The following is an 11,676-nucleotide window of genomic DNA, read 5'->3' as shown; positions in this document are numbered from 1 at the left end:
GCGGACCCGCGAGCCGGCCCTGCTCCGGTGACGTCACGGCCCCCAGCCCTCCCCGGTCGTACGGACAACCCCGTGAATCGTGCCATGGGGCTCATCCCGAGGTCGCACCGAAGGTGGTACCGGCGACCGACGCGCTTCCCCCGGCCCGCGACCTAGTGTTGTGTGGTGCGACGGCTGAGCCTCTGGATGCGTGCCCACCCCATGGCGGGCGACACGGTGCTCGCCGTCCTGCTCGGCTTGATCGACATGCTGCTGTTCGTCGCCGACCAGTTCGCCGAGCTGCCGGAGCTGCCGCCCTGGTACGTCGCCGTGCCGATCAACCTGGCGATGGTCGCGCCGCTGGTGTTCCGCCGGAAGTCGCCGCTGTGGTCGGCCTACGTCGTGCTGGTCGTCAGCATCGTGCACGCGACGCTGATGCTCGGCATCGCCAGCGCCGCCGGGCTGGCGATGAGCATCTACTCGGTCGTCGTCTACGCCGGGCGCCGGCAGGGCTTGATCTTCGTCGGCGCGGTCATCGTCTCGTCGGCCGTGCAGCTGGCGCTGACCCCGCCGGGCGACGAGCTCGTCCTCGCGATCGTGTTCCTCGCGTTCGGCATCGCCCTGTGCTGGACGCTCGGCGAGTTCGTCGGCGCCCGGCGCGCCTACGACGTGGAAGTGGAGGCCAGGTTGCACCTGCTCGAGACCGAACGGGACCAGGCCACCCGGATCGCGGTGGCGGAGGAGCGCGGCCGGATCGCGCGCGAGCTGCACGACGTCGTCGCGCACGCGGTGAGCGTGATGGTGGTGCAGGCTGACGGCGCATCCTACGCGATCGAGAGCAACCCCGAGCTCGCCCAGCGGGCCCTGCAAACGATTTCCGAGACCGGCCGCGGCGCGCTCGGCGAGCTGCGGCGCCTGCTCGACGTGCTCCGCAGCGACGACGCCGAGGGCGAACCCCGCGTGCCGCAGCCGGACGCGCACGCCCTCGCCGAGCTGGCCGACCGGATGCGCACCGCCGGCGTGCCGGTCGAGCTGGAGACCGACGAGCTCGGCGACCTGCCGGCCGGGGTCTCGCTCGGGGTCTACCGGATCGTGCAGGAGTCGCTGACCAACACGCTCAAGCACGCCGGCCGCGGCGCGACCGCGTCGGTGCGGGTGCACCGGACCGGCGACCTGGTGGAGGTGCTGGTGTCCGACGACGGCGCCGGGCGCGTCCCACAGCTGGCCGCGGCCGGCGCTTCCCAGCGGCTGCCCGGCGGGAACGGCTTGATCGGCATGCGCGAACGCGCGCACGTGTACGGCGGAACGCTCGACGTGGGCCCCGCTCCGGGCGGTGGGTGGCAGGTCCGCGCGGCCCTGCCGGTTAGGTTGGACAAGTGATCCGGGTGGTGGTCGTCGACGACCAGGAACTGATGCGCGTCGGGTTCCGGATGGTGCTGGGCGCGCAGGCCGACATCGACGTCGTCGGCGAGGCGGGCGACGGCGCGCAGGCGATCAAAATGGCCGAGGAGCTGCGTCCCGACGTCGTGCTGATGGACGTCCGGATGCCGGTGCTCGACGGTGTCGAGGCGACCAAGCGGATCGTCGCGGCCGGTACCGCGCGCGTGCTCGTGATGACGACGTTCGACCTCGACGAGTACGTCTACGCGGCGCTGCAGGGTGGCGCGAGCGGGTTCCTGCTCAAGGACACCCAGCCCGGCCACCTCGTGTCGGCGTTGCGGGCGGTCGCCTCGGGCGACGCGGTGGTGTCGCCGTCGGTGACCCGCCGGCTGCTCGACCGCTTCGTCGGCTCCGGCGGCGCGCCGATGCGCGACACCGCGGAGCTGGACGTGCTGACCGACCGCGAGCGCGAGGTGCTCGTGCTGATCGCCAAGGGCATGTCGAACCTGGAGATCGCGGAGGCGCTGTTCCTCTCGGAGGCAACGGTGAAGACGCACGTCGGGCGGATCCTGGCGAAGCTGGAGCTGCGGGACCGGGTGCAGGCCGTGGTTCTGGCCTACGAAACCGGTCTCGCGCGCCCCGGCTTGGCCTAGCGGTAGTCGTCCGGCGGGGTGGTCGCCGGGTCCTTGCCCGTGTTGCGGACCTCGGTGAGCCAGCGGCCGAAGTCCGGGCGGTCGCCGTCGATGTCCGTGTAGCCGTACTCCTTCATCAGCGTCCACGACGCCAGCGTCTGACCCGCGAAGCGCGCAACTTCCGGGTCCTGCGCCAGGGCCGCGACACCGCGCGCGAGCAGGTACGGCGTCTCGGAGATCTTGAAGTCGTCGGGAGCGAGCTTGCCGACCGCATCGCGCCAGTTGTCCTCGGTGACCTCGAAGTGGTCCAGCATCGACTCCGACCGCAGGAAGCCCGGCGTCACCGAGAGGCCGACGCAGTCGTTCTTCTTCAGCTCCACGCCCAGTGCCCGGCCGAGCGCGCGGATGCCGCACTTGGCCAGGTAGTAGGGGAGACCCGCGCCGACGTAGTCGTCGTTGTCGCCGTCGGTCACCTCCAGCACCAGGCCGCGCCGCGCGACCACCAGCGGCAGCAGCTTGTGCAGCGCGATGAGGTGGGTGTCGAGCGCGTTGTGCGTCAGGTTGAGCGCGTCTTCGAGCGGCGTCTCCCAGAACGGCGCGTCGAAGTGGAAGTACATGTCGCCGCCCCAGACGTCGTCGACCAGGATGTCGATTCCGTCCACTTCGGACTCGATGCGTGCCTTCAGCGCGTCCACATCGGACACTGACGTGAAGTCGCAGCGGACGACCACGGCCTTGCCGCCGGCCGCCTCCACCAGCTCACCGGTCTCTTCGATCGTCTCCGGACGCTTCAGCGGTGACGCCGTTTCGCGCGTCGTGCGGCCGGTGACGTACACCGTCGCGCCCGCGCGGCCCAGCTCCACCGCGATCGCGCGTCCGCACCCCCGGGTCGCCCCGGTGACCACGGCTACCTTGCCCTGCAAGCTCAGTGTTGAATTCGATTCGTTCGCAAGCTCACTCATGTTTCCTCCCGTCCCCGCCACGCGGTCAGCACCGCGTCGACGTCCTCCGCCAGCCGGTCGGCCAGCCGCCCGTGCGGCCGGATCGACCAGTCGATCGACACCCCGTTGATGACCCCGAGCACCGCCCGCGCGGCCCGCGGCACGCTCGGCGCGTGCGGCAGCGACGAAGCCGCGGCACGCACGAGCCGCCGCAGCTCCTCTTCGACCGCCGTGAAGTGCTCGCCCAGCAGCGACCGCAGCACCGGGTCGCCGATGTCCACGCCGAGCTGGCCCAGGTGGTTCGCCGCTTCTTCGGCGTCACCCAGCACCGCGTAGACCGACACCGCCGCGGCGCGCAGGCCCTCGACCGGGTCGTCCGCCTCCTCGGCGCACGCCCGCATGTGCTCGACCGCCCGCCGCGTAGCCCGCCGGCTCATCTCCTGCAGCAGGCCGCTCTTCGAACCGAACCGCTGCGCGACCGTGCCGACCGAGACGGTCGCTTCCGCGGCCACCTGCGCGAGCGTGAAACCGGGGCCACACCTGCCGATCACGGTCTCCGCCGCACCCAGCAGCCGCTCGTCGGTGATGCTCCTCGGCCGGGCCACGGCATTATTGAACCACAGTTCATTAATGCCGTCGAATCAGGGTCGCCTCAGGGTCATCACGGATCGCGCATCGGCCGAAGAGCCAGCAAGGTACTACTCAGGTAGGGGGCCCGGTTCGGTCTCCAGGGTGACGCGCGAACCGGCTCCGACCCGCGACGATGAACGCGTCGTAAGCGAGGGGCGGAAGAGGAGCAGTCATGATCGAGGCAACCGGCCTCACCAAGCGGTACGGAAAGACACTGGCGGTGAACAACCTGTCGTTCTCCGTGGCCGCGGGTCAGGTCACCGGCTTCCTCGGCCCGAACGGGGCGGGCAAGTCCACCACCATGCGCATGATCCTGGGCCTGGACAACCCCACGGGTGGTCAGGTCACCATCGGGGGCAAGAAGTACCACCAGCTCAAGGAACCGCTGCGCACGGTCGGCGCGCTGCTCGACGCGAAGTGGGTGCACCCCAACCGCTCGGCGCGCGCCCACCTGCTGTGGATGGCGAAGTCCAACCGCATCCCGGCGGCCCGCGTCGACGAGGTGCTCGACACCGTCGGCCTCACCAACGTCGCGGGCAAGCGCGCCGGCGGGTTCTCGCTCGGCATGTCGCAGCGGCTCGGCATCGCGGCCGCCCTGCTGGGCGACCCGGAAGTACTGCTGTTCGACGAGCCGGTGAACGGCCTGGACCCGGAGGGCATCCTCTGGATCCGGAAGTTCATGCACCGCTTGGCCGAGGAAGGCCGCACAGTGTTCGTGTCGAGCCACCTGCTTTCGGAGATGGCGCTGACCGCCAGCAACCTCGTGGTGATCGGCCGCGGGCAGCTGATCTCGCAGTCCTCGACCGAGGAGTTCGTCTCCCGCGCCGCGGAAAACACCGTCAAGGTGCGCTCGCCGCAGCTGGCCGAGCTGCGCGACGCGTTGCAGCGCGCCAGCGCCGGGGTCGCCGAAGAGGGCAACGCGCTCGTGGTGTCCGGGATGGACAGCGACAAGATCGGCGAAATCGCGGCCGCGAACCGGATCGTGCTGCACGAGCTGAGCCCGCAGACCGGCTCGCTCGAGCAGGCCTTCATGCAGATCACCGGCGACTCCGTCGAGTACCACACCGGTCTCGACGCCGAGGCGCAGCACGTGCTCGAGTCCGCCAAGTAAACGGGGAAACCAAGATCATGAACCTGCTCGCGGTAGAACGCATCAAGCTGTTCTCCACCCGATCGCCGTGGTGGTGCGCGCTCATCACCCTGGCCCTGACCATCGGCTTCGCCGCCATCATCGCCGGCGCGACGCCGTCCGACGCGCAGCTCACGCTGTCCGCCACCCAGTTCGGCGGCTCGCAGTTCGGCATCGCCGTCGTCATGGTGCTCGCCGCGCTCGCGGTGACCACCGAATACCGGTTCAACACCATCCGCACGACGTTCCAGGCCGTGCCGCACCGCTCGCCGGCGCTGGTCGCCAAGGCGGTCGTCGTCGCGCTCGTGGCGCTGGTGATCGGGGAGATCGCCGCGTTCGGGGCGCTGGGCCTCGGCATGCTCATGCGGCCGCACGACGGCCTGGGCCTGCACACGTCGCAGGACTGGCTGAACGTCGCGGGCCTCGGCCCGGTGTTCGCCCTCAGCGCCGTGCTCGCGGTCGCGCTCGGGATCCTCATCCGGCACAGCGCCGGTGCCATCGCACTGCTGCTCATCTACTACTTGGCCGTAGAGGAGCTGGTGCAGCTGATCCCGAAGATCGGGCACACCATCCACGAGTGGCTGCCGTTCAACGTGGCGAACAAGTTCCTGCGCGGCTCGGCGGTCGTCGACGGCCCCGCGCCGTCGGACTCGCCGCTCAGCCCGGGGTGGGCGCTGGCGTACTTCGCCGGCATCGCGATCGTGTTCCTGCTCGTCGCACTCGGGGTTGCGAAGAAGCGGGACGCCTGAGGGGAAACAGGGGAAAAAGGGGAAAACGGGAATCCGGGTCGCGCTGTCGGGGGGCGACCCGGATTCCCGTTCCCGATAGGCTCCTCGAGTGATCGAAGCGAACGCACTGACCAAGCGGTACGGCGCCACCACCGCGGTCAACGAGCTGACGTTCACCGCGCGGTCGGGGCGCGTCACCGGCTTCCTCGGCCCGAACGGCGCCGGCAAGTCCACGACCATGCGGCTGGTCCTCGGCCTCGACACGCCCGACGCGGGCACGGTCCTCGTCGACGGCGTCCCGTACCGGCAGCTGAAAGATCCACTCCGGACGGTCGGCGCGATGCTGGACGCCACCTGGCGCCACCCCGGCCGCAGCGGGCGCGACCACCTGCGCTGGCTGGCCGCGACCAACGGCCTGCCCGAGAAGCGCGTCGACGAGGTGCTGGACCTGGTCGGGCTGACGAGCGCCGCCGACCGCCGCGCCGGGCAGTACTCCCTCGGCATGCTGCAGCGGCTCGGGATCGCCTGCACGCTGCTCGGCGACCCGCGCGTGCTGCTCTTCGACGAGCCGGTCAACGGCCTCGACCCCGAGGGCATGGCCTGGATCCGCCAGCTGCTGCACGCGCTGGCCGCCGACGGCCGGACCGTCTTCGTCTCCAGCCACCTGCTGCCCGAGATGGCGCAGACCGCCCAGGACCTGGTCGTGATCGGCCGGGGCCGGCTGATCTACCAGGGCACCATGGACGACTTCGTCGCGCAGACGAGCCAGCACGGCGTCCGCGTGCGCACCCCGCACGCCGACCAGCTGCGGACCGCGCTGACCGGGCAAGCCGAGTTCACCGAGGCCGGCGGCGCGTTCGTCGTGTCCGGTTTGGACAGTGACCGGATCGGGCAGCTCGCCTTCGACGCGGGAGCGACGCTGCACGAGCTGTGCCCGATCACCGGCTCCCTGGAGCAGGCTTACCTCGACCTCACCCGTGAGGCCGTCGAATTCCCCGCGGCGGAGGTCGCCCGATGATCACGAACCTGCTCCGCGCCGAGCGCATCAAGCTCTTCAGCACCCGGGCGCCGTGGTGGTGCCTGGCGCTCGCGTTCGCCGCGCCGCTCGGCTTCACCGCGCTGTTCTTCGCGCTGGCCGGCCCGGAGATCCCGCCGACCGTCGGCAACACCCAGCTCGCGAGCGGCAACGGCCGGACCGTGCTGGTCGTCCTCGCGATCCTCGCGACGGCGTCGGAGTTCAACTGGGGCACGATCCGGCTGACGTTCCAGGCCGTGCCGAGCCGGGTGCCCGCGCTGCTGGCCAAGGTCGTGGTCGTCGGCGCGGTCGGGGCCGGGCTCGGGCTGCTCGTCGGCTTCGGCTCGTGGGGCCTGGCGACGCTGGTGAACCCGGACGCCGACCTCGCGCTGCGCTCGGGCGCGGAGTGGCGTTCGGTGCTCGGGCAGAGCCTGGTCTTCCTGCTCGCCGCGGTGGCCGGCGTCGGTGTCGCCCTGCTGCTGCGCAGTGTCGCCTTCGCGTTGACGGTGGTGCTCGTGTGGACGCAGGTGCTCGAAGGCGTGGTGATCTTGATCCCGGGCGCCGGCAAGCACATCTACCAGTGGATGCCGTTCCACGCGGCCGACCAGTTCGTCGGTGCCGGCGGACTCGGCGCCGGGGCGCTGCAGCTGCCGCCCGCCCCGCTCGGCCCGTGGGGCTACCTCGGCTACTTCGCGGCGATCTGCGTTGCCCTGTTCGTGGCCGGCGTGATCACCACGGCACGCCGCGACGCCTGAGCGTGACGGCGCTCTCAATACCTCAAAAATTCGTGTTAACAAAAGATGAAGACGCTGTGGCTTCTCTCACAGGCACCGGACATACTGCTATGACCAGGCAATATTCGTAAGTGAGCACCGGAACCGTCTGCGCTCCCCTGGAGGTGATCCTTGACGGTGAACACCGGTCAAGAATTGGGCAACACGATTCCCCGAGCCCGCGTCGAAGACGATGCTCCCCGGCTCGAACCGATGCTGGACCTCGAATGGTCGCGGGCGATCGAGCTGCCGCAGGCTGCCATGACGGCGGCCACGCCGGCCGAACTCCGCCGGGCGTGGGTGCACCGCGCGCCCGAAGACACCGTCCTGGCCCTGTTCCGCGCCTCGGCCGGGATGGTCGGGCCGATCCCGGCACCGTGGTGGCTCCGCGCGATCGCGGACGGCAAGCTGGACTCGCGGGAACAGGGGTTCCGCGTCGAAGACCGCATCGCGCAGCTCCTCGGCCGGCGGCCGGGCTGGGAATTCGTCCCGTGGGCGGCGGACGGTGAATCCGGCTACTGGGAGTTCATGCCGTCCGAACGCGGGAAATCGGGGCACGCGATTCCCACGACGGTGATGAACACCGACCGGCACCCGGGCTGGATCGACGTGCTCCCCGCGCACACGGGGGCGACGCCGGACCCGATCGCCATCGCCGGACTCGCGGGGCTGCGGTCTCGTCTCGGAGAGCTCGAAGCCGTTCGTTAACCTCGGTCCGTGGAAAACGAGGACCAGCCCCGGCTGCGCAGCGTGGTCAGCTACGTCAAGCGCGGTGGCCGGATGACCGTCGGGCAGCAACGCGCGTGGGACGAACTGTGGCCGAAGCTCGGCCGCACGGTCGGTGAGCTGCCCGCCGGAACGCTGGACTTCACCGAGTGGTTCGGCCGCGAAGCCCCGGTCATGCTGGAGATCGGTTCCGGCATGGGCGAGACGACTTCGCAGCTGGCCGCCGCGGCGCCGGAGCTGAACTACGTCGCGGCCGAGGTCTACGACCCGGGCCTCGGCCAGCTGATGCTGCGCGCGGAAAAGCTGGGCGTCGAGAACCTGCGGCTGCTGCACGGCGACGCCGTCGTGCTGCTCACCGAGCACGTCGAGCCGGACACGCTGCACGGCGTCCGGCTGTTCTTCCCGGACCCGTGGCCGAAGAAGAAGCACCACAAGCGGCGGATCGTGTCGCCGTCGTTCGCCGCGCTCGTGGCGTCGCGGCTCGCACCCGGCGGGACCTTCCACATGGCGACCGACTGGGAGAACTACGCCGAGCAGATGCTCGAGGTCTGCTCCGCCGAGCCTGCGCTGCGCAACCGGTACGACGGCTGGGCGCCGCGGCCGGAGTGGCGGCCGGTGACCAAGTTCGAGCAGCGCGCCGACGTCGAAGGCCGCGTCTCGCACGACTTGATCTTCGAGAAGCGGTAGGAGTTCGCCCCTCCCCCGACAGAGGGGCGAACTTCCTTCCCTATTCCTCGGCCAGCGGCTCGGCCTGGACCCGCTTGAGGGCGGGTGTGCAGACCGACGCGCCGAGCAGGGCCACCCCGACCCCGAGCACGACCGGCGCCAGCAGCCACGGGCTGAGCACGATTCCGCGTGCGTCGACCATGCTGTAGAGCCCAACACCGACCAGCACCCCGACGATTCCCGCGCCGATGGTGGCGACCAGCGCGGGCAGCGCGGCCTCCATCCGCAGCGCCCTCGCCAGCACCCGCACCGGGGTGCCGGCCGCCATCAACGCCCCGAACGTCCGACGGCGGTCCATCACCGAGCCCGCGGTCGCGACCGCGGCGCTGCAGCCGGCGAGCACCCCGGCGGCGATCAGCCCGATCACCGTGACGCGGCGCAGGTCGCCGAGCTCGGTCTGCTGGTTGACCAGGTACTGGTCGCGGCTGCCGACCTCCTCGCCGGCGGCCGGCGCGGCCAGCGCCGTCCGGACGATCTCGCGGTTCGCGTCGGTCGTCGGCGCGACGACGGTGACGTACTTCGGCGTGACGCCGGCCGGCAACGCGGCCGGGTCGATGATCGACGTGCTGGACAGGTCCGAGTCCCGGGGCGGCACGGCTTCCGCCCGCGTACCCGAGTTCACGGCGACCGCGGGGGCCTCCCACTCCGGGGCGATCTTGTACTTCGCCAGGTCCAGCTGCGTGTCGCCGAAGACGGCCGGACCGCCGGCGCAGTTGGCCGGCGTGAGGCCGTACCGGGTCAGCTCGACGGCGTCGGCGCAGGTCATCACCAGCGCCCGGTTGCCGGTGCGCTCCCGGCCCTCGCCCTGGACCAGGTAGACCTCGCCGACCGCGACGGCCTTCTCGTTCTGCCCGTACTTCCGCAGCGACGCGTTGGCCTGGTCGACGACCTTGCCCGCGTGCTGTGCGTCGGTGTCGACGTAGAGCACGGAGTCCTGGAAGGACCGCCCGCCGCCGGCCATCGACTCGAACGTCGGCAGCAGCGTCAGCGCCATCGACCCGGCGAACACCGCGAGCACGATCCCGGCGGAAGCGCGGTAGGCGCCCTTCGGGTCGTCCCGCAGGCGGCGGCCGGCGAGCAGCGCCGACGGGCGCCGCCAGATCCGGACGAACGTGCCGCCCACCGCCGACGTCACCCACGGCCCGACGACCGCGGCCGAGCCGACCAGCAGGAACAGCCCCGCCATGACCATCGTGATGCCGCCGGAGTCCTTCGCCGTCGTCACCGCGACGAGGAAGAACAGCCCGGCCGCGGGCAGCGCCAGCAGACGCCACCAGCGCAGCGGCTTCTTCGTGTGGCCGCCCGTCGCGAACAGCGGGTTCTTGAGCACGCGGCGCAGGCCGAGGACGCCGGCCAGCACCACGAGCACCGGGATGGCCAGGGCGATGAACACGGTCAGGCCGACCGGCAGCGCGAAGTCGGACGCGAGCCAGGTGCCCCCGGCCCACGGCACGAACGACGCGAGGCCGTGCAGCGCCGGGCTGATCAGCAGGCCCAGCAGCGCGCCGATGCCCGCGGACAACGTCGTCTCGGCGGCCACCATGTTCGTGACCTGCCCCGGCGTCGCCCCGGCCAGCCGGATCGCGGCCAGCCGCCGCTCCCGCCGGGCCGCGGTCAGCCGCGCCGAGGACGCGACCAGCACCAGGCTCGGTACCAGCAGCACGATGATCCCGACCCAGGACAGCAGCATGAGCAGGGGATCCGGGCGCGCCTTCCCGCCGGGGAAGCCCGCGATCGGGTTGGCGTTCTCCGGCATCTGGTCGGGCGTGTGCCCGACGAGCGCGACGAGCTGCTCCGGGAAGCGGAGACCGTTCTCGTCGAGCGCGCCGACGGGCTTGCCGAACCGGTCGCCGAGCTGGTCGGCCGGGTGGGCCTGCAGGAGCCGGCCGAGCGCGGGCGACACGACGGTCTCGCCCGGCCCCGGCAGCTGCGGCACCCCGGCCGGCAGCGGGACTTCGGCGGCGGTGGCGCCGGGCGCGAGCGCCACGTCGACGCGCACGATCTGCTGCCCGTCGAAGTAGTCCTTCGACGAGTTGAAGAGGATCTTGGCCGGGGCGTCGGAGCCGCGGCTGAAGAAGTGTTCGCCCTGCCAGAGGGCCCGTTGCTCGCGGTTCTGCGTGGCGAACGGCAGCGTCGCCAGCAGCAGCACCAGCCCGGTCGCGACGGCCACCCCGATCGCGGTGAGGATCGCCGACGTCCGGGTCCGCCGGTCGACCTTCAGCACCCGCAGGGCGATCTGGAGCGAGTTCACGCCGCCAGCCTCGTCGCGATCAGGCCGTCGCGGATGGCGACCGTCTTCGGCATCGACTCGGCCAGCTCGCGGTCGTGGGTCACCACGATCACCGCGGCGCCCGTCTCGTGGGCGGCGCCGAGCAGGGCGTCCATCGTGTCGCGGCCGGTGCGCGTGTCGAGGGCGCCGGTCGGCTCGTCGGCGAAGATCACCTTCGGCCGGTGGGTCAGGGCGCGGGCGATCGCGACGCGCTGGGCCTCGCCGCCGGACAGCTCGCCGGGACGGCGTTTCTCCTTGCCGGCCAGGCCGAGGCGCGAAAGCCACTGGCGGCCGGCTTCGATGGCCTCCTTGCGGCCGAGCCCGGCCAGCAGCGACGGCAGCGCGACGTTCTCCTCGGCCGACAGCTCCGCGACCAGCATCCCCGACTGGAAGACGAAGCCGAACTCGGTGCGGCGCAGCTCGCTGCGCTTCTTCTCGCCGAGGTGGTCGATCCGTTGCCCGGCCAGGAAGATCTGCCCGTCGTCGGCCCGGAGGATCCCGGCCAGGACATGCAGCAGCGACGTCTTGCCCGAGCCCGAGGGCCCGACGATCGCGACGGCGTCCCGTGGCTGGATGTCGATGTCGATGCCGGCGAGGGCGTACTGCGCGCCGTAGCGCTTCACGAGCCCACGGCCGGAAAGCACCGGCCCAACCGTCGATTGTGGAGTGTTCGGGTCCACCACGTTCTCCCTGTCGCTTCGGATCTTGACGCCGACGAGCTTCGCGGAGATCGGGGGTTGTCCACTTC

At 71.3% G+C, this 11,676-nt stretch carries 12 protein-coding genes; 8 read left to right on the top strand and 4 right to left on the bottom strand.

Going from position 1 to position 11,676, the window contains the following annotated elements; translation table 11 throughout:
• Window positions 1–186 precede the first annotated feature (186 nt).
• Window positions 187–1,359: a sensor histidine kinase gene (locus tag ACZ7OH_RS17745; RefSeq protein WP_470281867.1), complete on the top strand. Its 1,173-nt coding sequence runs from the start codon at window positions 187–189 to the stop codon at window positions 1,357–1,359.
• Window positions 1,356–2,012, top strand: coding sequence for a response regulator (locus tag ACZ7OH_RS17740; RefSeq protein WP_400897185.1), 657 nt, complete (start codon window positions 1,356–1,358; stop codon window positions 2,010–2,012). Before ACZ7OH_RS17745 ends, ACZ7OH_RS17740 begins: the two co-directional genes overlap by 4 nt.
• On the opposite strand, the gene ACZ7OH_RS17735 is transcribed toward ACZ7OH_RS17740, so the two are convergent.
• Window positions 2,009–2,914 carry an SDR family NAD(P)-dependent oxidoreductase gene (locus ACZ7OH_RS17735; protein WP_470281866.1) on the bottom strand — a complete coding sequence of 302 codons (906 nt, stop codon included), beginning with the start codon at window positions 2,912–2,914 and terminating at the stop codon, window positions 2,009–2,011. The two genes, ACZ7OH_RS17740 and ACZ7OH_RS17735, sit on opposite strands and share 4 nt — an antisense overlap.
• Before the next feature lie 35 nt (window positions 2,915–2,949).
• Window positions 2,950–3,537 carry a TetR/AcrR family transcriptional regulator gene (locus ACZ7OH_RS17730; protein WP_470281737.1) on the bottom strand — a complete coding sequence of 196 codons (588 nt, stop codon included), beginning with the start codon at window positions 3,535–3,537 and terminating at the stop codon, window positions 2,950–2,952.
• A gap of 197 nt (window positions 3,538–3,734) precedes the next feature.
• On the opposite strand from ACZ7OH_RS17730, the gene ACZ7OH_RS17725 reads away from it, so the two are divergent.
• From ACZ7OH_RS17725 to trmB, 6 genes are all read left to right on the top strand, one after another.
• Window positions 3,735–4,673, top strand: coding sequence for an ABC transporter ATP-binding protein (locus ACZ7OH_RS17725; protein WP_470281736.1), 939 nt, complete (start codon window positions 3,735–3,737; stop codon window positions 4,671–4,673).
• Window positions 4,674–4,690: 17 nt separating this feature from the next.
• A complete protein-coding gene (locus ACZ7OH_RS17720) occupies window positions 4,691–5,440 on the top strand; it encodes an ABC transporter permease (RefSeq protein ID WP_400897193.1) in 750 nt (249 codons plus the stop codon).
• An 88-nt stretch (window positions 5,441–5,528) separates the two neighbouring features.
• On the top strand, window positions 5,529–6,437 hold the full coding sequence (locus ACZ7OH_RS17715) for an ABC transporter ATP-binding protein (RefSeq protein WP_470281735.1): 909 nt from the start codon (window positions 5,529–5,531) through the stop codon (window positions 6,435–6,437).
• Entirely contained in the window at window positions 6,434–7,189 is a 756-nt protein-coding gene (locus tag ACZ7OH_RS17710) for a hypothetical protein (protein ID WP_470281734.1), read from the top strand. Before ACZ7OH_RS17715 ends, ACZ7OH_RS17710 begins: the two co-directional genes overlap by 4 nt.
• Before the next feature lie 174 nt (window positions 7,190–7,363).
• Complete coding sequence (locus ACZ7OH_RS17705) at window positions 7,364–7,915, top strand: hypothetical protein (RefSeq protein ID WP_470281865.1); 552 nt, start codon at window positions 7,364–7,366, stop codon at window positions 7,913–7,915.
• 9 nt (window positions 7,916–7,924) lie between these two features.
• A complete protein-coding gene (gene trmB / locus ACZ7OH_RS17700) occupies window positions 7,925–8,620 on the top strand; it encodes a tRNA (guanosine(46)-N7)-methyltransferase TrmB (RefSeq protein ID WP_470281733.1) in 696 nt (231 codons plus the stop codon).
• A 40-nt stretch (window positions 8,621–8,660) separates the two neighbouring features.
• On the opposite strand, the gene ACZ7OH_RS17695 is transcribed toward trmB, so the two are convergent.
• Window positions 8,661–10,910, bottom strand: coding sequence for an FtsX-like permease family protein (locus ACZ7OH_RS17695; RefSeq protein ID WP_470281732.1), 2,250 nt, complete (start codon window positions 10,908–10,910; stop codon window positions 8,661–8,663).
• The gene (locus ACZ7OH_RS17690) at window positions 10,907–11,608 is read right to left on the bottom strand and encodes an ABC transporter ATP-binding protein (protein ID WP_470281731.1); all 702 of its coding nucleotides are present in this window, start codon (window positions 11,606–11,608) and stop codon (window positions 10,907–10,909) included. Before ACZ7OH_RS17690 ends, ACZ7OH_RS17695 begins: the two co-directional genes overlap by 4 nt.
• Window positions 11,609–11,676: the final 68 nt, after the last annotated feature.

The organism is Amycolatopsis sp. NPDC114478, assembly GCF_055633805.1.
The sequence above is the reverse complement of the archived record's forward strand: the minus strand, read 5'-3'. Positions and strand labels throughout refer to the sequence as shown.

Excerpts from the sequence above, each read along its gene's own strand:
- ACZ7OH_RS17745 (WP_470281867.1), top strand. The coding sequence starts at position 187 with ATGCGTGCCCACCCCATGGCGGGCGACACGGTGCTCGCCGTCCTGCTC.
- ACZ7OH_RS17725 (WP_470281736.1), top strand. The coding sequence starts at position 3,735 with ATGATCGAGGCAACCGGCCTCACCAAGCGGTACGGAAAGACACTGGCG.
- ACZ7OH_RS17720 (WP_400897193.1), top strand. The coding sequence starts at position 4,691 with ATGAACCTGCTCGCGGTAGAACGCATCAAGCTGTTCTCCACCCGATCG.
- ACZ7OH_RS17710 (WP_470281734.1), top strand. The coding sequence starts at position 6,434 with ATGATCACGAACCTGCTCCGCGCCGAGCGCATCAAGCTCTTCAGCACC.